Origin of the sequence: Flavobacterium aquatile LMG 4008 = ATCC 11947 (assembly GCF_000757385.1) — a bacterium.
GTDB lineage: Bacteria > Bacteroidota > Bacteroidia > Flavobacteriales > Flavobacteriaceae > Flavobacterium > Flavobacterium aquatile.
In genome coordinates this window covers 183,092-202,983 of sequence record NZ_JRHH01000002.1, presented here as the reverse complement: position 1 = coordinate 202,983, position 19,892 = coordinate 183,092, and the positions used below count along the sequence as shown (strand labels likewise).

The window sequence follows — 19,892 nt, the reverse complement described above, 5'->3', positions numbered from 1 at the left end:
TTCGTTATTTGATGTAAATTCTTTCATATCCATCGGGTACGCTGTATGGAAAAGAAAAATCTTCGTTGAAAGTAATGGTTTTGTAATCGATATCTATGTTTGTTTTCCCTTTTTTCTGATTGGCTTCAATAGCAAATTTCAAAGGTACTATCTTATCGGATAGTTTTTGGTATTCGGGATAACTTATTTGCAATTTTCTATCTTGTTCAGGTTGTTCAATTTCTTGCTTTTTTAACAAGAAATTCTCAGCTTCAAAATAGTTCGTTTTTTTTGTATTGGAATTTTTAACCTCTTCCAATTTGTACATTTTATCTACGATTGATGCCGTGTATTTTGAGTTATTCAAATTATCTAAAGCTTGTCCGATGAGTAAATTTTGAACTTTATTAAAATCTAAATCGGTTCCAAGCCACTGACTTAATGAAGCATAATCGCCTTCAAAATAGTTGCCATTTAATTTCTCGTAATACTGAACCGATTGCGGCGTGATCAATGCTTTTGCCATTGTTATTCCGAGAAATCGTATGCTTACTAGAATCTTTTCATCTTTCTTAATTTTAATTTCAGCAGTTACGTTTTGCGTGTTTTTATCATCTTCATATCTTGCTCCTGCTTTTATATATAATGTAGAAAAGTCGAATTTATTGTTGTAATGGCTTTCTATTATTTTATCGGAGTTTATAATTTCTGTTGCTACGCTTTCGGCCAAAACGGCTTTCGACTTACAGGAAATCATCAAAATTATTGCTAATAAACTTACTATCTTTTTCATTTTATTTCTTCTGTTTTTTTAGCAATTCGTTTGCTTTTGTAAAATACATTTCTTTCATTTTTGCATCGCCCAATCCTTTGAATGCTTCACCCAATTGAATATTAAAATTAGTTTCTAATGCGATATCATCAACTATAAAATCGATTCCAGATTCTAATGCGTCTTTGGCTTTTTTATAATTTTTTAATTGATTATTAGCCAATCCGTTGTAATAATATAATTGCGGTTGTGTTGGAAATAGCTGCATTTGTTCCTCAGAAAATTTTGCTAAAATATCAAACTGAACATTTTCGGCGTAAGCCTGAGACAATAAAATAATCGTTTCCATATCATCGGCTGCCGATTTTAAATGCATTTCGTAATATTTTATGGCTTTGCTCCACTCTTTTTTAGCTTGATAAAACTTCCCTATTTCTTTGGCAACGCGCACTTCTTTATCGTTATCAAAATAACCAATAGCTTTTTCTAAATCTTTATCGTACTGCGGATTATTTTTAGAAAAAATTAGAAATTCATTCAATATTCTGTGTTTGATTTTTTTGTCGATTTTATCGCTTGCCAAAACAATGTTCATTGCTTTAACCGTTTTATCGCCATCATTATTGTTCAAATGAAATTTGAATAAACTCACTTGAGCCCAATCAGAAGATGGAATTTCTTTTTCTAATTGCTTAGCAACTTCCAAAGCTTTTTCTTCTTGATTGCTTTGTGAATACATGAAAATTAACGCAACATAATTGGCTTCGTCTTTTGGATTCTTTTTGATTTTCGCAATTAAATCTGCTTTTTCCGAACCTTGGTATTTGGCATCTTGAAGAATTCTAGCTTTGTATAATTCTCTTTTTTCTGTTTTTCCAACGGTTTCATTCAGGTCATTTATCAACGTTAACGCCTTATCAAATTGTTGCGTTTCCATGTATAACGAAGTCAAATCTTCTTTATAGTCGACTTTAAATTCGACCAATGTTTCAACAATAATTATAGCTTGATTAAAATCGCGCGTTTCATAACAAACGTCGTACATTCCTACCCAAGCCCAACGGTTTTTAGGATCGATTTTTGTTGCTTTTTCAAAATTATCGTAGGCATCTTTATACTTTTTTTGAGACAAATAATTCTTTCCTAATTCAAAATAAACGATGCCATTTTCTGGCTGAATGTCTTTACATTTTTCTAATGCTTCAACTGCTTTATCATAATTTTCGATTCCTTTTTGCTTCAATGATTCGTAGAAATAATTCTCGAAATCATTATTTATAGAAGCAATATCCTCTGGTTCTGCTTGAGCCAAAAGAGTATTGGGAATGAAAAACATCCCGAAAAGAAAACCGAAAACAATAATTTTTTTCATCTATATTTATTCTAAAACGGAATAATCTCCAATGCTGATATTTGTAAAATTACCATCAAAAGTAGCGTGATTTCCTATCATCGCATTGTCTAATGTGGCATTTTTAATATTAGAATGTGTTTGAACTAAACTGTTTTTAATTGTACTATCAATAACGTGACACCCTTTTCCTAACGAAACATTTGGTCCAACTGTTGCATTGATTAAATAAACATCTTCACCAATATAACAAGGTGGAATGATAGTTGAATTTTCTAATTTCACATCTGCAGAAACTAAATTTTCGCCGTCATTATGTAAAAACCCTAACATTCTTGAGTTGGTTTCAACGGTAACGTCTTTATTTCCGCAATCCATCCATTCGTCAACTTTACCTGGTACAAATTTCATGCCTTTTGCCATCATTTGTTTAATTCCGTCATTAATTTGATATTCGCCACCATGAATAATGTTGTTATCAAGAACCGATTGCAATTCATTTTTAAGAACAGCGACATCTTTAAAATAGTAAATTCCGATGACAGCCAAATCTGAGACAAACTCTTTTGGTTTTTCTACCAATTCAATTATTTCTCCATTTGCATTCAAATTTACAACTCCGAAAGCTTCGGGTTGATCTACTTGTTTTACCCAAATTACGCTATCTGCTGTTGTATCTAAATCAAAATCGGCACGAATTAAAGTATCTGCATAAGCAATAACCGCCGAACCAGCTAAAGAATCTTTGGCACACATAATAGCGTGTCCTGTACCTAACGCTTCATTTTGATAATATATTGTTCCTTTTGCACCTAATTTTTGTGCAATTGCAATTAAATCGTCTTCGACTTTTTTACCAAAACTTTCATGAATGATGAAAGCCACCTCTTCAATTGGTTGATTTAAAACGCCAGCGATATCTTCTACCAAACGGTGAACAATTGGTTTTCCAGCAACTGGAATTAATGGTTTTGGAATTGTTAAGGTGTGTGGACGCAATCTTGAACCACGTCCTGCCATTGGAACTATTATTTTCATATTTATTATTTTTTACCACAAAGGCACAAAGTTGTCACAAAGTGCACAAAGATTTATTTAAGTTTTTATCTGTTAAATTCTACTGAACTTTACTCACTATTTCACTCCTGTACTTCCAAATCCGCCTTCACCTCTTGAAGTTTCTGATAATTCTTGAACTTCAATCCATTCGGCACGTTCGTGTTTAGCTATGATTAGCTGCGCAATTCTTTCGCCATTTTCTATAATAAAATCTTCATTGGATAAATTTACTAAAATTACTCCAATTTCACCTCGATAATCGGCATCTACCGTTCCTGGAGAATTTAAAACGGTGATTCCTTTTTTAGCAGCTAATCCGCTTCTTGGTCGAACTTGTGCTTCGTAACCAATTGGTAATTCTATGAAAAGTCCAGTTTTTACAATGGTTCTTTCTAACGATTTTAACGTAATTGGTTCTGTTATATTGGCACGTAAATCCATTCCAGCTGAGGCAATGGTTTCGTAATTTGGTAATTCGTGAGCTGATTTATTGATGATTTTTATAGTCATAAATTAGGCTTTTCTTTTAATAATTTTTAATAAGGTTTCCTTTTCGTTGTAGTAGATGAAATAGGTAAATATCAGTATTAATGGAATTCCAACCAAATAATTTTCTCTGAAGAAATAGAATGATAGAATTGAAAATAAAATTGAAATACCTAAATATCCACCTATTTTTTTCATGTCATATGGAATTGGATAGTATTTATTTCCAAGAACATAAGATATTATCATCATGCTTCCGTAAGCTGCAATTGTACCAATTGCCGAACCCATATAACTGTATTTTGGGATAAGAAGATAGTTTAATAGTAATGTGAAAACTGCACCAACAATTGATATGTAAGCACCAATTTTTGTTTTATCTGTTAACTTGTACCAAACTGAAAGATTGTTGTAAATTCCTAGAAAGAAGTTTGCTAATATTATTAAAGGAACTACTTTCATGGCTTCCCAATAGGATTCGTCTTTAATCATTATTTGCTTTAATAAATCTGCAAAAACAATTACGCTTAAAAGTATTAGTGAGCCAAAAATTACAAAAAACTTGGTTATTGTAGCGTAGGTTTGTTTGGCGTTTTCATTTTTTGCATGACTGAAGAAAAAAGGTTCAATTCCTAAACGAAAAGCGGTTGCAAATAAAACCATAAATAATCCTAGTTTGTAACAAGCTGCATACGCTCCAACTTCAGATTTACCTATATTTTCTGGTAATAGATATGCCAAAATTATTTTATCTAAATGTTCATTTACTGCAAAGGCAATTCCAGCAATTAAAATTGGAAACCCATAAAGCATCATCCTTTTCCAAAGTGCAACATCTAACTTCCATTTTAATCGAAAATAATTTGGCGAAAGCACCACAAAAGTTGCTAAGCTCGCAATTAAATTTGCCATGAAAATATAGCCAATTTGAAAGTTCTCAAAGTATAAAGTGGCAAGAAAAGAATCTGGATTATTTTGTGCAATTTCTGGTAAAAACAATAGAAAGAACACGTTTAATGCCATGTTAATAACTACATTTCCAATTTTTATAACAGCGTATACAATTGGTCTTTGTTCCGCTCTTAATTTGGAAAAAGGAATAATAACCAATGCATCTAAAACTAAAATCCAAATAGCATAGGTTACGTATTCTACATCGACATTTATCCAGCTAGAGAGAATTTTTCTTAAAAATAATGAAATAAATAAAAACCCAATTGATGTCCAAAAAACAGAAATCGTAGAAGTTTGAATGACACCTTTTTTATTCTCTTCTGAATTATAAAAACGGAAAAATGCAGTTTCCATTCCGTATGACAAAATCACATTGAAGAATACCATGTATGCCAAAAGTATCGTAGTTTCTCCATAATCCTTTTTTACAAGTTTGTCTGTATGTACCATCACCAAAAGGAAACTCAACATACGCGGCAAAACCGTTGCTAAACCATAAATAAGTGTTTGTTTAAAAAGATTTTTATATAAACTCAAAGTGGGATTTTTATTAAATAGGAAACAAAAATAGCTATAAAATTGATGCAATAAAAAATTTGCTTAGAAATGTATCAAAGCAGAATCATTTATTGCCGTTAATTATATATTTGTAGAAATATTCCAACCCATGAAAATTTACTTTTTATTGTTTTTTTGTTTGTTCTCTTCTTCTTATTTTGCTCAAAATGTTCCTGTGACTAAAAAAGTTTCCTCCACTTTAGAAAAACATGATTTAAAAATACAAGATGATTATTCATGGCTGCAAAACTTAAAATCTGACGAAGTAACAAGTTGGGTGAATGCTCAAAATAGTGCTACTAACCAGGCATTAGATGAAATCAATGTTAGTAAAATAGCATCCAAAATTAAAGAATACGATTTTTTATCAACCAATAGTTTACCTGTAAAAAAAGGAAAATACTATTACTCGGTTTACAGACAAGATAAAAATCTTCCAGCAGCATTAAATTATAGAAAAAGGTTAAGTGATACGCCAATTGAAATTGTAAACCCTTTTAAAATTTATAAAGATGCGAATGCTTATTTAGGCGGATTTTATCCTTCAAAAAATGCTACATTAATTGCATACAATATTCATTTAGACGGAAGTGATCGCGGTGAGATTCGTTTTTCAAACATAGATAAACGAGAAGTTTTAAAGGACATTATTAAAGATTCTAAATTTTCAAATATTGCTTGGAATCAAGATAGAGGCGTTTTTTACAAGAAGAATTCTAATAAAAATGTGATGGCTAAAGATTCTACTTATCAGCTGTATTATCATGTTATTGGAACCAATCAAGAAGACGATAAATTGGTGTATGATGTTTCGGAAAAAGAAAGCACAATTAGTTTTTTTACTACAACTTCAAAGCTTTTCATCACTGAAGACAGCAAAGACGAACTTAAAAAAAGCATCTACTATATAAATTTGGATGATGAAAATTTTAAAAAACAAGTTGTCTTTGAAGATGATACAACTGGCTTAAAATTTCTAGATTATCATAATAATAAATTCTATTTTTCTACAAAAGAATACGATTGGGGTGAAGTGCGCTGTTTTGATCTTTCCAATAAATCGGATGTAAAAAGTGTGATTCCTCAAATATACAATAACCTATTAGTTGACACTTATTTTTATGACAATTACATTATTTGCAAATATAAAACGGTCGATAAATATTATTTAAGAGTTTATGATTCTAACGGAACTTTTATAAGAAAATTTGATGCGCCAGAAAGCATGGATTATTCCGTTCGTTTTTATGATTCGGACACTAAAGACTTATTTGTAACATTCTTTTCGCATGTAATTTCGGCTCAAAATTTTAAATTAAATCTCGAAACTGGAGAAGTTCGTCAATTTTTCAATGATTACATTAGACCATTGCCGACATTATTTCCTCTAAATCATTTTGTTACCAAGAAAATTACTTTTTTAAGTAGAGATAACAAAGATATTCCAATTACTATTATTCATAAAAAAGACTTGATTTTAGATGGTAAAAACCCGACGCTTCTTAAAGCCTATGGTGGTTTTGGATCAGTTTCTGGACCAAGTTATGATACTGGTTTGTTATATTTTCTAGAAAAAGGTGGTGTTTATGCTTTTGCCGAAATTCGTGGTGGCGGTGAAAAAGGTTTAAAATGGCATAGAGATGCAATGGGATTAAAGAAAATGAATTCGTTTAATGATTTTATAGATGCTTCAGAATTTTTAATAAAAGAGAAGTATACTTCGCCAGATAAATTAGCAATAACTGGTGGTTCTTATGGCGGATTGGTTGTTGGTGTTGCCATGACACAACGTCCTGAATTGTATAAAGTTGCAATACCAAAAGTGGGTGTTTTTGATATGCTTACTTTCTCTGATTATTCGGTTGGAAAATACCATTTAGACGAATTTGGAAATCCAGAAAACAAAGTAGACTTTACTAATTTATTGAGCTATTCTCCATTCCACAAAGTGAAAGAAGACATTAATTACCCAACAACTTTACTAATTACAGGAGAAAATGACGATAGAGTTCCGCCATTTAATTCGTATAAATTTGCTGCTGCATTACAAAATAGAACGGCGCAAAAGAATCCTATTTTTCTTAAAACTTTAGGGAATTCTGGACATTACGGCAAAATATCAACCTACGAAAGTCGAATAAATGAAAGCGCCGAATTTTACGGATTTCTGTTATATTATTTGAATAAATAAAAAACTAATTTTTAGGTCGTGCGGATGGATAAGCGAGAAGTTCTTTCTCTTTAACCGAATTTATTTTATAAAATTGGGTTTTATTGTCTTGTTCAAATTCTAAAATGGCTTCATTATCCTTGAGATCAAATTTAGATTTTATAATTTCTGGAGGATTGTTTCCGTATTCGTTAGATGTTTTCCCATCTAAAATTATGTCAGAATTTGTTGATTTTTGATAAAATCTTGCGACAAATGTAGTTTCATTTTCTTTTGTAAAATTGGCTACCTGATTTCGGAAATATACTTTTTTAAGATGAAAATTGGGTGAAAATGTTTCGCTAAATTTTAGATAGAAATTAATTCCGCTACCGGTTTTTTCTTGTCCACCAATCCATTTTTGAAAATAAACCGATTCTATTTTCCATGGCAAATTGGTTTTAACTTCTTGCTGTGAAGAGCAAGAGGTTAATCCGATAATTAAAAAAAACAGTGCTGTTTTTATTTTATTCATTTGTTTATTTTAAGAATATCCTTTTTCATCGATAGTTTTTATAAAATGAAAACCTCGAGGAACATAACCTTGATTATAATAAAATCGATGAGCATCAAAATTTCCGGTGAAAGCATCAAGAACGACGCAAGTACAATTTAATTCTTTGGCCTTTTCGTCTATAAAATTCGTTAGAAGTTTTCCAATTCCGTTTTTTCGATAGTCTGGATGAACAATAAAATTGTCAATTTCTAGATATTTGCCAGTCCATAATTTGGTGCCAAACCAAAAGCCAGTCAATCCAATACATTTATCTTCGCTGAAAACCGCTACTTGTTTGTAATTTTTTGGAATCATATCTGACAAGAAACTTTCGTATCTTTCTTTTGTCATATTTGGATAAAGAAACTTAATCATCTCTATTTGTGAGAGGATTTCATCAACTGTAGTTAAAACTTGTAATTTCATTTCTGCATTTTATCTGATATAAAAATAACAAAAAAGAGTCAACTACTGTTGACTCTTTTATATATTTTGAAATAATAATTTTAACCTTTTAAAGCTTCGCTTTTGAAATTTGAAAAAATTATAAAAAAATTTTCTTATCCTTTCAAAGCTTCCGCTCCACCAACGATTTCAAGGATTTCGTTAGTAATTGCAGCTTGACGAGCTTTATTGTATGTTAATTTCAATTGGTTTCTTAACTCAGTTGCGTTGTCTGTTGCTTTGTGCATTGCAGTCATACGCGCTCCGTGTTCTGAAGCAAATGAATCACGAATTGCTTTATACAATTGTGTCTTTAACGATTTTGGAATTAATGTTAAAACGATTTCTTCTTTTGATGGTTCAAAAATATAATCGCCTGTAGAAACAGGTTTGTCAGATTTAATTGGAGCTAATGGCAAGAATTGTTCAGTTTGAACGATTTGCGTAGCTGCATTTTTAAACTGATTGTAAACAATTTGAATCTTGTCGTACTCACCAGAAGTAAATTTATCGGTTAAGATTTGAGCAATTTCGGCAACATTATCAAACGTTAAGTTGTCAAAAACTTCACTTTTGTTTCCTGCGATTTTATTTGTTTTAGACAAAGCATCGTTTCCTTTTTTACCAATTGCAAAAATATCAACTTGCTTTCCGGCATAAGAATCGGCAATAAGTTTAGCTTGTTTAATAACATTAGAATTAAAAGCGCCACACAAACCTCTATTAGAAGTTACTGCAACGATTAAAACTCTGTTAACTTCACGTTGTGTTGTAAAGCTTCCGCCTACTTCACCATCAAGAGTTGAACTTAAACTTTGTAATAATTCCGTTAATTTTTCGGCATAAGGTCGCATTGCTGTAATTGCATCTTGTGCTTTTTTCAACTTTGCAGCAGAAACCATTTTCATCGCAGAAGTAATCTGCATCGTTGATGAAACGGAAGTAATTCTATTACGGATTTCCTTTAAATTTGCCATTGTTTTCTAGTAATTAGTAATAAGTAAATAGTAATTAGCTCTTCACTAATCACTATTCACTATTCACTTATATTAATTATATTTTGCTGATAATTCTTTAGCTGCTCTTTCAATAACGTCTGTAATGTTATCGTCTAATTTTCCAGCTTTTAAAGCATCAAGAGTATCTCTGTGTTTGTTGTTTAAGTATTCGATAAAATCTTTTTCGAATTCTTTTACTTTATTAACAGGAACATTTCTTAATAAGTTTTTAGAACCAGCGTAGATTATAGCTACTTGATCTTCAACTGTATAAGGATCGTTTAAACCTTGTTTTAAGATTTCAACGTTTCTTTTTCCTTTTTCAATAACGTTTAAAGTTACAGCATCAAGATCAGAACCAAATTTGGCGAAAGCTTCTAATTCACGGAATTGAGCTTGGTCTAATTTTAATGTTCCAGCTACTTTTTTCATCGATTTAATTTGAGCATTACCTCCAACACGAGATACCGAAATACCTACGTTAATTGCAGGACGAACTCCAGAGTTGAATAAATCTCCATCAAGGAAAATTTGTCCATCTGTAATCGAAATTACGTTAGTTGGAATGTATGCAGAAACGTCACCTGCTTGAGTTTCGATAATTGGTAAAGCAGTTAATGATCCACCACCTTTTACGATACCTTTTAAAGTATCTGGTAAGTCGTTCATGTCTTTAGCAATATCATCATCAGCAATTACTTTACAAGCTCTTTCTAATAAACGAGAGTGTAAGTAGAAAACGTCACCAGGATAAGCCTCACGACCTGGAGGTCTTCTTAATAAAAGAGATACCTCACGGTAAGCTACTGCTTGCTTAGATAAATCATCATAAACGATTAATGCTGGACGTCCTGAATCACGGAAATATTCTCCGATTGCAGCTCCGGCCATTGGTGCATATACTTGCATTGGTGCTGGGTCAGATGCGTTAGCTGCTACAATTACTGTATAAGCCATTGCTCCTTTTTCTTCTAGCATTTTTGCGATTCCAGCAACAGTTGAAGCTTTTTGCCCAATTGCTACATAGATACAAAATACTGGTTTCCCTGCATCATAAAATTCTTTTTGATTTAAGATAGTGTCAATACAAACTGTTGATTTACCAGTTTGACGGTCACCAATAACCAACTCACGTTGTCCACGACCAACAGGAATCATTGCATCTACTGCTTTGATACCAGTTTGTAATGGTTCTGTTACTGGTTGACGAAAGATAACTCCAGGAGCTTTTCTTTCTAATGGCATTTCATAAAGTTCGCCACCGATTGGTCCTTTACCATCGATTGGTTCACCAAGTGTGTTTACAACACGACCTACGATTTGCTCACCAACTTTTAAAGAAGCGATACGTTGTGTACGTTTTACTGTAGAACCTTCTCTAATTCCTGTAGATGGACCTAAAAGTACAACACCTACGTTGTCTTCTTCTAAGTTCAATACGATAGCTTCCAATCCGTTGTCGAATTGTACTAACTCACCATATTGAGCATTTGATAACCCGTAAACACGAGCAATACCATCACCTACTTGAAGTACTGTTCCAACTTCTTCTAACGATGCACCAGATTCAAAACCTGATAATTGTTTTTTTAATATTGCTGAAATTTCAGCTGGTTTAATTTCCGCCATTTTGATATATCTTTAATGGAATTCTAATTACTAAACTCTCTTTTTAATTCACTTAATTTACTAGCTACAGAAGCATTGTACTGCTTATCGCCAACTCTTAAAATAAATCCTCCAATAATTGATGGATCTACTATATTTTCTATAGTTATTTTCTTGTTAGAAAACTCTGCTATTTTAGCCAATACTTTAGTTTCTAATTCTGGAGTAATTGGGAAAGCTGTAGTTACTTTTGCAACTTCAATTCCGTTACTTTCGTCAAATAATCTATTGTATTGAATAGCTATTGATTCTAAAATTTCGAATCTTTTGTTTTCAAATAACAAATGAAATAAGCTATTTGTTTCTTTTTGTACGTTTGAAAATACTTCTGACAAAGCCGATTTTTTAACATCAATTCTAATAACTGGACTGGTTAAAAAGTCTTTCAACTCTGGACTGCTAGTGATAGCGTTAACAATAGACGTCATGTCATTATTAACTGCATCAGCATTACCTGAAGTTTGTGCAATGTCTAATATTGCTTTTGCATATCTAATCGCTGCTCTAGACATAATGATTAGTTTAATTTAGCGTCACCTAACATTTTCTCAACTAATTTAGTTTGAGCTTCTTTGTTAGATAATTCGTCTCTTAATACTTTTTCTGCAATTTCTAATGACAATGAAGAAACTTGGTTTTTCAATTCTGCCATAGCTGCATTTTTTTCGCTAGTGATTGCTGCTTTCGCTTGTTCAATCATTTTTTCTCCAGTTGCTTGAGCTTCAACTTTAGCATCGTTAATCATTTTATCTTTGATTTCACGAGCTTCTTTCATTAAAGCGTCACGTTCTGCTCTTGCTTCAGCTAATAATTTTTCATTATCTGATTTAAGATTTTGCATTTCTTTTTTAGCATTTTCTGCAGAAAGTAATGCATTTTTGATTCCTTCTTCTCTTTCGTTTACTGCGTCAAGAATTGGTTTCCAAGCGAATTTTTTTAACAATAGAATCAATCCAACAAATATTACTACTTGCCAGATAAATAATCCAAATGAAAAATCGTTTATTAACTTTTCCATACTATCTTAAAATTAATTTTTTAATAAATAAAATAAACAATAGTTACAACCAACCGTTATAACTATTGTTTTGTTTGTTTTAATTACGCGAATAACGCCGCGAAACCAATACCTTCAATAAGTGCAGCAGCAATAAGCATAGCTGTTTGGATTTTTCCTGAAGCTTCTGGCTGACGAGCAATAGCGTCCATTGCTGAACCACCAATTTTACCAATACCTAAACCTGCTCCGATTACAATTAATCCTGCTCCTACAATTTCTGGAATTTGCATAATATATATATTAAAAATTAAACATTCTTTTTTGAAGCTAAAGGCACAAGCCTTAAGCCATTAATGGTGTGCGTCTTCGTGATGATGTTCTTCGTTTCCTGCTCCGAAATAAAGAGCCGATAACATTGTAAAAATATAAGCTTGTAAAAAAGCAACTAATATTTCTAAAATTGACAAAGCAAATGCTAATCCAAATGACAATGAACTTCCGATCCAGCTTTTAAAGATAAACATTAATCCAATAATACTCATTAAAACAACGTGTCCTGCAACCATATTTGCATACAAACGAATCATTAATGAGAATGGTTTAATGATAGTTCCTAATAATTCTATTGGTGCTAGAATAAATTTCATTGGAGTTGGTACGCCTGGCATCCAAAAAATATGTCCCCAATAATTTTTATTAGCAGTAAAAGTTGTTATTAAATAAGTAAGGATTGCTAAAGATGCTGTAATTGTAAAATTACCAGTAACATTAAATCCAAATGGTGTTAATCCTAAAATATTCAAGAATAAAATAAAAAAGAATATAGTTAACAAATAACTCATATATTTTTTATATTTTTTTTCTCCAATATTTGGTATTGCAATATCATCACGAACATATAAAACTATAGGTTCAAATATTCTTCCAATACCTTTAGCAATTCCACCGTTTTTTGCATAAGACTTCGCTAAGCTTGTAAATACTAAAAACATTAATAATGCAATTAATAATATTCCCAAAACACTTTTAGTTATTGAGAAGTCTAATGGTCTAACGTTTGTAGGATGACCGTGTTCTTCATTTAGTTTACCAGAAGCATCGGTTTTGTAGATTTTTTCATGGTGAAGTACATAAAAATTTCCATTATGTTCTGCAACTTCTTCTCCGTTATGGAATTTAGAAGACGAGAAAAACTGAAATCCATTATCCCATAAAATTATAGGTAACGAAAATCCAAAATGTTTTCCAGATTCTTCATCAGCATTGAAATAGAAACTATGAGAATCTAAAAGGTGATGATTGATAAATTCTTTTATTTTCGCTTTTTCATCTTTTGGTTCCGCATGTACTCCTTCATGAGAAGCTTCTTCTGTTTTTGCAACAGCATGAGCCTCAACAGCTGTTGAATCATTTGAAGGATTTGCACTTGAAACTAATGGCATAAATGCTACTAAAAGTGCTGCGATAAAATGGAGTGGTTTTTTTGAAATCACCATAACTTTATTTTACTTAAATTTTAAGGTTTCTAAAATTTGGTGCAAAGGTACATTTTTTATTACTATTCCAAGTAGAATAAAACTATTTTTTAATTGAATTTGCAGATTTAATGATTGATTATTGTTTTTTATTTAATAATCTTATGGTTATTAACGTCTCTATTGTCAAAAAAAGAATAAATACTACAAAAAAATTAATTCTTTCAACTGTGTTTTTATTGCTTGACCCTATTATGTCAGAGAAAATAAAGAATAAAACTCCTGCTTTTATGCTTGTTATTAATAAAAAGGTCATTCCTACAATGTCTTTATTTCTGGAATTTACAATCATTAATGTTATTAAAATTATAACAGAAAACGCACAAAATAGGGCATAAATAGTTTCTAAGGAATAACTGAATACCTCGAAATTTTGGCTGAATGATTCAGTTTGTAAAATTAATTTATTGCCAAAAAAAAGTACAACCGCAATTAATAAAGTAAGGATTACGGTTTTAAAAATTTGAAGTTTCATTCGATATTATTGATTGTTTCCAATGTCTTTTACTTGTCTGTAAACATTATATAAGGCTAAAAAAACACCTAATAACGTTATAGATTTGGTGTAAACATCTTCTGGATTCGGGTATTTGTCATCGAGCCATTTTCCAACAAAGGCAAACACAAAAATTATTGCACCCATTTGGATTGGGATGTTTATTAACGACAACCATTTGTTACGCTGTTTTTTCTTCTGATTGTTGTCCTCCATTGGGTGATAAGCTTTTTACATTGGGTTTCATTACGCAAGTTGCTGTGAATTCCGCTCCTGGTTCTACGGCAAGTTTGCCACATTCTACTTCACCATGAATTATAGATTTCGCTTTTAAATTTAGAATTTCTAAAACCAAAATCTTTCCTTCAAATTTCCCTTCAATATCACAATTTTTACAAATGATATTTCCTTTTACACTTCCTGCTGGGCCAATTACAATTTTACCTTTCGATTGAAAATTACCAATTAAATGTCCATCCAATCTAAAATCGGCCGAAGAAGTAATATCGCCTTGAATGATTGTTCCTTCTACAATTCTATTGGTTTTTCCTAAAAGGTCTGTATATGATTTTGGCTTTTTTTCAAACATAGTATTATGGTTTTCTTGGCGGAGTTGAAGTTGGTGTTGGTGGCATCATATTCTGAGGCGTGTTGTTTGTATTACTATTTCCTTTTGAAGGAGGGTTTTGTTGTTGATTTCTTCCTCCATCCATTTTTCCGCCAGGCACGTCATTTTGAATCGTGTTTATTTCTTCTCTTTTTATTTTTTCTGGCTTTTGTTTTACAACATCTGGTTTTGGTAATTCAATTGCTGGTTTTGTTTTTAGAACAAATGTTGGTCCGTCTCCAGAAACATACTCATCCAAATTTTTATAAATTTGAACTATTCTATAATTTTCCGTTGAAATTACTATTGACTTATCTTCAATTTTATACTCTTTAAATTCTTTTAAAACTTGCGCTATTCCTTTGGCACTTTCTTCCGATTTTATTCCGTGAATAACAATTAAGTTTCTATCGATTGAATAAATATCTGTTGAAACTGTAAGTGTTTCTATTGTTCGTTCTTTAGCAAATTTATTTAGTTTATCTAAAAGTGGTTTTGTGCTTTTATCGTCTAAACTATTTGCTGGTTCAAATACAATTTTCCATGAAGTTGGTGTTAAATCATTGAAATATAATGATTCTAACATTGGGATTTTAGAAGAAATAAATGCTTCAGTTTCTTTACCTTCTTGACTATTAGGATACGATAATGCTACATAGTTCAATGCCTTTTTATAATCTTTTAAACCATATAATTTACCAACTAAATTCGCTTTTAATAATTCTAATTTTGGCAACATTTCATCACCTGTAAATTGAATAATTGCCAACTCGGTTTTACTCAAAGCTTCTCTGTAACTTCCAGATTCGTATTCTTTATATAGATTTGTGTACACCACTTCTGGCGAACCTAATTCCAAACTTACCGAATTATTATTTAAAATCTGAGCATAACGAGAATTTGGATAATTTGATGTAATTCTGGTTTTCATTGCTGCCGCTTTTGCTGGATCAATGATTTCATAAATTTTATACAAATTATACATTGACGGCAACACTAATCGCTCTTCCGGATTATTATTTAAGAGTGTTTCAAGTTTGTCGGCAGCACGTTTATATTCTTTAAATTTCTCTTTATAAATTACACCAAGCTGATAATAAGCAAAGTTTCTTTCTTTGGCTAAACTGTCTAAAGCTACTTGCGAAGTTGGAATTTTACTAATATAAAAATCGGTAGTATATCTTTCGTCTACAACTTTTTCTTTTTCGTCTGTTTGTTCGTCCGCTACTTCATCTGAACTATTTTTGTCTTGTGAAGAACCTAATCTCCAATTTGGACCAAAAGCTCTTTTTCCCCATTTTTTAGCAAATTCAATTTTACCAAAAGATACTGTTGCAGGATTATAAAAATAGAAATCTCCTGGTTTTGACGGTGTGCCATTTGTAACTGGAGCCGAATTATCTGTTTTGGATGCTTTTTGAGCCATACCAGCAGATGCTACATCGTCTGTTTTTCCTCCAGAAGCATTTTCCTCAGCACGTTGTTTTTTCTCTAATAAAATTCGTTGCTTTTCATCTTCTTTTTTTAAATTATCAATATACTTTTGATAATAGATGGCTTTGTCTGTTGAAGAAAGTGAAGCTACTTTTAAAATGCTATCGTTGCGTTGTGCAATTCCTTCAAATTTAATTACATCTTCAAGATTTTCTCTTTTCTTAGAAATCAACTTGAACTCACGTGTTCTATCATTTAAATAAACCATCGTGCTGTCATAATATTTTCCAGCGGTCACATATTTTGCAGTTGTGAAATTTATTTCAGCTAAGTTTCTATAATTGGAAGCAATTAAATAATCATCCGATGATTTAGCTTTTAGAGAAGAATTATAGAATTTACTAGCTTTATTGTAGTTTTTATTTTTATCATAAAACAATCCCATTTGATGATTTAAAACATCTAAAAATGGTCTGTTTTCTCTGTCTTCTAATAAATCTTTATATTTTTTAACAAATGCTAAAGTGTCGCCTTTTTCGTAATCAAACTGTTGGGCTTGTCGTGCATGTGCTTGAATTACATATTGTCTTGGCGATTTTCTTTTCATGTCAATAACCTCTTGATAAGATGCAAATGCACTATCCTTATGATTTTGACTTTCATAAATTTGACCCAGAATAAAATGGTAACGCGCTACTTCTTCGTTTTGTTTTGTAAATTCTTTGGCAATTTTAATTTTAGCAATCGCGCTATCGGTTAATTTTAAATTTAAAAATGCTTGCGCCAAAGTTGCATTTGCATCAGCAAAAATTTGATCTTTAAATTTAATTTCTTTTAATAATTTACGAAGGTTTGTAACCGCGATGGCATCATTATCCATACGCATGTTGGTCTTTTCTCTCCAAATTTTTACCTCATAAATCTTGTCACTTTTTGGATATTTGTACAAAACATAATTGAAAGCTTCCAATGCAGGAACAAATCGCTGATCATAATAACGTGATTTACCTAGCATTAAGTGCGCTTCATCCATTTGCGGATTTTTTTCTCCACCATCAATATTCATGGAGTGTTTTTGAATTGCTTTGGTAGCTTTGGTTTCGGCGCGTTCGAAGTCTTTGTTTTTAGTCTCATTTGGAGCTAAAACATCTTCTGAAATTTGCATTCTTTCAATAGGTAACAATTCCCAAAAATTATCTTTGTATTGCGATTTTAAGTCAGAAACTCCTTTATCTAAAGCAATTCCGCCATTATAAAGAATGTTATATTTGGTACTTAAAGCATGAGAATTTCTAGATAAAAAAGTGTTTCTTTTTGTAGAACATGCTGCAAAAAAAATTAATAATCCAGTAATTACTGCGTATTTAAATGTATTGGTTTTCAATGTAAAACGTTTTAATAATTAACTCTAAAAGGTTAATTTTAGTATAACTAACTGGTAAAAATACGTTTCTTTTTGATACGTGAAAATAAATTGTAAGTTTTTTTAAAAAAGAAATCCGCAAAAAACTTAAAAGTCTTGCGGATTTATTTATCAAATTTAAAAAATTATACAGCAAAAAATGCTTCTAATTCTTTCAATGTTTCTGGCGATGTTTCAATATCTTTTACAATTTCACCTTTGTTTAAAGCTACAATTCTATTGCAAACCTCAACGGTGTGAACTAAATCGTGAGAAGAAACTAAAACCGTAACCTCTGGATTTTCAGATAATTCTTTGATTATTTTCTTCAATCGATTTACCGTTGTTGGATCTAAATTGGCAAATGGTTCGTCAAAAATTACCACTTCTGGATTTCCTATTAAAGCCGCAATGATTCCTACTTTTTTCATGTTTCCTTTAGATAAATCACGCAAGTATTTTTTACTCTTCAAAATTTCTCCGTTAAAAAATTCTTCGTGTTTTGCTAAAAGCGCATCAACATCGGCTTTGTTTTGATTGCGTAAATCTCCGATAAAATAGAAATATTCTTCGGCTGTTAAATATCCGATAAGGAAACTTTCGTCAATAAAAGCAGCAGTGAATGGTTTCCAGGCTTCACTTAAATTTACTTGAATGGAATTGTTTTTTATAAATCCTGTTGAAGGCTGAATTAAATCTAATAACAAACTGAAAAAAGTTGTTTTTCCAGCGCCGTTATTTCCTACTAATCCGAAGCTTTGTCCTTTTGGAATATCAAGATTAGTGATGTTTAATACTTTAACTCCGTTGTTATATGTTTTTGAAAGATTGTTTACTTGTATCATTATTGTAGTAATTAGTGATTAGTGAATAGTAATTAGTCTAAAACTAGTTTTTTTGTTTGTAAGCAGCGATTGTTGCGTATTTTTCTCTTTTGTAGATTTTTTCAATTTGATTGAAAACATAATTTCTAAAGGCAAATCCTATGATTCCGGCGAGAGCTACAAACAATAATCCGATATTTTGCGAGAAAAAATAATTTCCAATTGCGTAAAGTGCCATTGGAAAGAGCATTTTTGGAATGGCAATTAACATCGTTTTAAAATTGAATGCTTGCTTATCGCCAAATGCTCCTTTCCCGGTTGTTAAATCGATTGGAGTTTTTACAAATGCTCCGCCAAGCATCACCAAATGTGAGTTTACACCAATGTTGAAAATCGCACCACAAACTATTAATAAATAAGTATGAAGTCCGAAAAACAGATAAAATGATGCTAGAATAGTTGAAATTAAAGTTCCAATAACCATCAACCACCATTTAGAACTGATGTATTCTCGGTATTGAATGTTTTGACTCATCATTAATTGATAATAGGCACTATCCCAACTCGGTACAAATTGTCCAAATGTGAAAAGAAATCCTCCTGAAACAAAAATTCCAGCAAAAATTTGAAACATCGGACTTTGATAAGCTTCTATCGAATTGGTGAAAAACAGCAATCCGTAAAAAATGAATAAGAAACTCATTATCAAGGTAGTTTTAGAACGTTTATTTCGTAATAATAATCGAATGTCATTTTTTAAGAATGTTCCTAAAGTTCCAAATTGGTCTAAGAAAGTGAAATTTTGTGTCTTTGCGATATCACTTTTGGTTGCCAAACCTTCGTCTAAATTTAAATTACTTTTGAAATAATTAAAAGCAAAATAATACGTCGCAGCTACCAAAATCATCGGAATTAAAAACACAAAAAAGGTTTCGTACATCGCTTGAAAAAACGGTTGAGTATAAGTTGTAACATCAAATAATTCATAATAATGCGCCAAACCAAAACCTCCAACAACAGCTATAACCGAGTAGAAAACACTGTTTTTATTATTGATTAATACATTTATAAAATTGTTTAAATAAAATAATGACATCATTCCTAAATGCCACAAAACCACATTGATAGTATTGTAACCATTTAATAATAGAACAATTGAAAACGGAATAAAGAAAAGTGCATGCGACCAATTGAAGAACGACAAAGCGGTTTTCCCAAGTGTGAAATGAACAATCGTGTTTCTTTTAATAGGTAAAGTAAGTAATGGTTTAATATTTAAAACTGGCATTTTTTGAAGAAAATACCTAATTAACAAATCGGCAAATAAATAATAAATCATAAATTTATTTACGGTTGCCAGTGGTTCATATCCTTCTTCTTTTAAGATGTAAAAAGCGCCCACTCCGGCAGCAATAAAAATCACCATGAAATAAACTGCAAAAAATCCCATAAAGATTTTCATGGCAATATTAGTTCCTAAAGAAGCCGAGCGGAGAAATGCTTTCCATTCGAGCATAATAAAATGTTTGAACATAGTTACTTATTTATTGGTTTGTTAATTAGTTTATAAATGTAGATAATTGTTACAAATATTTCAAACTTTCAATACGAAGTAAACAC

The 19,892-nt window shown here is 31.3% G+C and carries 20 protein-coding genes; 1 reads left to right on the top strand and 19 read right to left on the bottom strand.

Annotation, left to right across the window (positions count from 1 at the left end; all coding sequences use genetic code 11):
* Positions 1-4: 4 nt before the first annotated feature.
* The 5 genes from lolB1 to LG45_RS03830 form a co-directional block, all read right to left on the bottom strand.
* A complete protein-coding gene (gene lolB1, locus LG45_RS03850; protein ID WP_035124590.1) occupies positions 5-772 on the bottom strand; it encodes a lipoprotein insertase outer membrane protein LolB1 in 768 nt (255 codons plus the stop codon).
* Position 773: 1 nt separating this feature from the next.
* Entirely contained in the window at positions 774-2,123 is a 1,350-nt protein-coding gene (locus LG45_RS03845; RefSeq protein WP_035124589.1) for a tetratricopeptide repeat protein, read from the bottom strand.
* Positions 2,124-2,129: 6 nt separating this feature from the next.
* Positions 2,130-3,140 (bottom strand): sugar nucleotidyltransferase, encoded by a 1,011-nt coding sequence (locus tag LG45_RS03840; RefSeq protein WP_035124588.1) that lies wholly within the window; start codon positions 3,138-3,140, stop codon positions 2,130-2,132.
* Positions 3,141-3,236: 96 nt separating this feature from the next.
* Positions 3,237-3,671 carry a dUTP diphosphatase gene (gene dut / locus LG45_RS03835; protein ID WP_035124587.1) on the bottom strand — a complete coding sequence of 145 codons (435 nt, stop codon included), beginning with the start codon at positions 3,669-3,671 and terminating at the stop codon, positions 3,237-3,239.
* Between the two features lie 3 nt (positions 3,672-3,674).
* On the bottom strand, positions 3,675-5,138 hold the full coding sequence (locus LG45_RS03830; RefSeq protein ID WP_035124586.1) for a lipopolysaccharide biosynthesis protein: 1,464 nt from the start codon (positions 5,136-5,138) through the stop codon (positions 3,675-3,677).
* Between the two features lie 130 nt (positions 5,139-5,268).
* On the opposite strand from LG45_RS03830, the gene LG45_RS03825 reads away from it, so the two are divergent.
* Positions 5,269-7,350 carry a prolyl oligopeptidase family serine peptidase gene (locus LG45_RS03825; protein WP_035124583.1) on the top strand — a complete coding sequence of 694 codons (2,082 nt, stop codon included), beginning with the start codon at positions 5,269-5,271 and terminating at the stop codon, positions 7,348-7,350.
* Between the two features lie 4 nt (positions 7,351-7,354).
* Here the strand turns inward: LG45_RS03825 and LG45_RS03820 are convergent, their stop codons facing one another.
* The 14 genes from LG45_RS03820 to LG45_RS03755 form a co-directional block, all read right to left on the bottom strand.
* A complete protein-coding gene (locus LG45_RS03820) occupies positions 7,355-7,843 on the bottom strand; it encodes a hypothetical protein (RefSeq protein WP_035124582.1) in 489 nt (162 codons plus the stop codon).
* A 9-nt stretch (positions 7,844-7,852) separates the two neighbouring features.
* Positions 7,853-8,290 (bottom strand): GNAT family N-acetyltransferase, encoded by a 438-nt coding sequence (locus LG45_RS03815; RefSeq protein WP_035124580.1) that lies wholly within the window; start codon positions 8,288-8,290, stop codon positions 7,853-7,855.
* A gap of 134 nt (positions 8,291-8,424) precedes the next feature.
* Complete coding sequence (gene atpG, locus LG45_RS03810; RefSeq protein ID WP_035124579.1) at positions 8,425-9,285, bottom strand: ATP synthase F1 subunit gamma; 861 nt, start codon at positions 9,283-9,285, stop codon at positions 8,425-8,427.
* Between the two features lie 72 nt (positions 9,286-9,357).
* The gene (gene atpA / locus LG45_RS03805) at positions 9,358-10,935 is read right to left on the bottom strand and encodes a F0F1 ATP synthase subunit alpha (protein ID WP_035124578.1); all 1,578 of its coding nucleotides are present in this window, start codon (positions 10,933-10,935) and stop codon (positions 9,358-9,360) included.
* Between the two features lie 23 nt (positions 10,936-10,958).
* On the bottom strand, positions 10,959-11,492 hold the full coding sequence (gene atpH / locus LG45_RS03800) for an ATP synthase F1 subunit delta (RefSeq protein WP_089046907.1): 534 nt from the start codon (positions 11,490-11,492) through the stop codon (positions 10,959-10,961).
* Entirely contained in the window at positions 11,492-11,992 is a 501-nt protein-coding gene (locus LG45_RS03795; protein WP_035124575.1) for a F0F1 ATP synthase subunit B, read from the bottom strand. The genes atpH and LG45_RS03795 overlap by 1 nt, the downstream gene beginning before the upstream one ends.
* An 83-nt stretch (positions 11,993-12,075) precedes the next feature.
* The gene (gene atpE, locus LG45_RS03790) at positions 12,076-12,264 is read right to left on the bottom strand and encodes an ATP synthase F0 subunit C (RefSeq protein WP_035124574.1); all 189 of its coding nucleotides are present in this window, start codon (positions 12,262-12,264) and stop codon (positions 12,076-12,078) included.
* 60 nt (positions 12,265-12,324) lie between these two features.
* Complete coding sequence (gene atpB, locus LG45_RS03785; RefSeq protein WP_035124572.1) at positions 12,325-13,470, bottom strand: F0F1 ATP synthase subunit A; 1,146 nt, start codon at positions 13,468-13,470, stop codon at positions 12,325-12,327.
* 118 nt (positions 13,471-13,588) lie between these two features.
* Complete coding sequence (locus LG45_RS16720; RefSeq protein WP_133063002.1) at positions 13,589-13,984, bottom strand: DUF6168 family protein; 396 nt, start codon at positions 13,982-13,984, stop codon at positions 13,589-13,591.
* A gap of 6 nt (positions 13,985-13,990) precedes the next feature.
* Positions 13,991-14,221 carry an AtpZ/AtpI family protein gene (locus LG45_RS03775; RefSeq protein ID WP_035124568.1) on the bottom strand — a complete coding sequence of 77 codons (231 nt, stop codon included), beginning with the start codon at positions 14,219-14,221 and terminating at the stop codon, positions 13,991-13,993.
* Positions 14,187-14,594, bottom strand: a complete 408-nt coding sequence (locus LG45_RS03770; protein ID WP_035124567.1) for a bactofilin family protein — start codon at positions 14,592-14,594, stop codon at positions 14,187-14,189. Before LG45_RS03770 ends, LG45_RS03775 begins: the two co-directional genes overlap by 35 nt.
* 4 nt (positions 14,595-14,598) lie before the next feature.
* The gene (gene porW / locus LG45_RS03765; RefSeq protein ID WP_131494637.1) at positions 14,599-17,430 is read right to left on the bottom strand and encodes a type IX secretion system periplasmic lipoprotein PorW/SprE; all 2,832 of its coding nucleotides are present in this window, start codon (positions 17,428-17,430) and stop codon (positions 14,599-14,601) included.
* A 164-nt stretch (positions 17,431-17,594) separates the two neighbouring features.
* The gene (locus LG45_RS03760; RefSeq protein ID WP_035124566.1) at positions 17,595-18,293 is read right to left on the bottom strand and encodes an ABC transporter ATP-binding protein; all 699 of its coding nucleotides are present in this window, start codon (positions 18,291-18,293) and stop codon (positions 17,595-17,597) included.
* Between the two features lie 43 nt (positions 18,294-18,336).
* Positions 18,337-19,806 carry a DUF5687 family protein gene (locus LG45_RS03755; protein ID WP_035124564.1) on the bottom strand — a complete coding sequence of 490 codons (1,470 nt, stop codon included), beginning with the start codon at positions 19,804-19,806 and terminating at the stop codon, positions 18,337-18,339.
* Positions 19,807-19,892: the final 86 nt, after the last annotated feature.

Coding starts and splice junctions, on each gene's coding strand:
- LG45_RS16720 (WP_133063002.1), bottom strand. CDS start 13,984: ATGAAACTTCAAATTTTTAAAACCGTAATCCTTACTTTATTAATTGCG.
- atpG (WP_035124579.1), bottom strand. CDS start 9,285: ATGGCAAATTTAAAGGAAATCCGTAATAGAATTACTTCCGTTTCATCA.
- LG45_RS03775 (WP_035124568.1), bottom strand. CDS start 14,221: ATGGAGGACAACAATCAGAAGAAAAAACAGCGTAACAAATGGTTGTCG.
- atpA (WP_035124578.1), bottom strand. CDS start 10,935: ATGGCGGAAATTAAACCAGCTGAAATTTCAGCAATATTAAAAAAACAA.
- lolB1 (WP_035124590.1), bottom strand. CDS start 772: ATGAAAAAGATAGTAAGTTTATTAGCAATAATTTTGATGATTTCCTGT.
- dut (WP_035124587.1), bottom strand. CDS start 3,671: ATGACTATAAAAATCATCAATAAATCAGCTCACGAATTACCAAATTAC.
- atpE (WP_035124574.1), bottom strand. CDS start 12,264: ATGCAAATTCCAGAAATTGTAGGAGCAGGATTAATTGTAATCGGAGCA.
- LG45_RS03840 (WP_035124588.1), bottom strand. CDS start 3,140: ATGAAAATAATAGTTCCAATGGCAGGACGTGGTTCAAGATTGCGTCCA.
- LG45_RS03845 (WP_035124589.1), bottom strand. CDS start 2,123: ATGAAAAAAATTATTGTTTTCGGTTTTCTTTTCGGGATGTTTTTCATT.
- LG45_RS03770 (WP_035124567.1), bottom strand. CDS start 14,594: ATGTTTGAAAAAAAGCCAAAATCATATACAGACCTTTTAGGAAAAACC.
- LG45_RS03820 (WP_035124582.1), bottom strand. CDS start 7,843: ATGAATAAAATAAAAACAGCACTGTTTTTTTTAATTATCGGATTAACC.
- LG45_RS03755 (WP_035124564.1), bottom strand. CDS start 19,806: ATGTTCAAACATTTTATTATGCTCGAATGGAAAGCATTTCTCCGCTCG.
- LG45_RS03815 (WP_035124580.1), bottom strand. CDS start 8,290: ATGAAATTACAAGTTTTAACTACAGTTGATGAAATCCTCTCACAAATA.
- LG45_RS03760 (WP_035124566.1), bottom strand. CDS start 18,293: ATGATACAAGTAAACAATCTTTCAAAAACATATAACAACGGAGTTAAA.
- LG45_RS03825 (WP_035124583.1), top strand. CDS start 5,269: ATGAAAATTTACTTTTTATTGTTTTTTTGTTTGTTCTCTTCTTCTTAT.
- LG45_RS03795 (WP_035124575.1), bottom strand. CDS start 11,992: ATGGAAAAGTTAATAAACGATTTTTCATTTGGATTATTTATCTGGCAA.
- atpB (WP_035124572.1), bottom strand. CDS start 13,470: ATGGTGATTTCAAAAAAACCACTCCATTTTATCGCAGCACTTTTAGTA.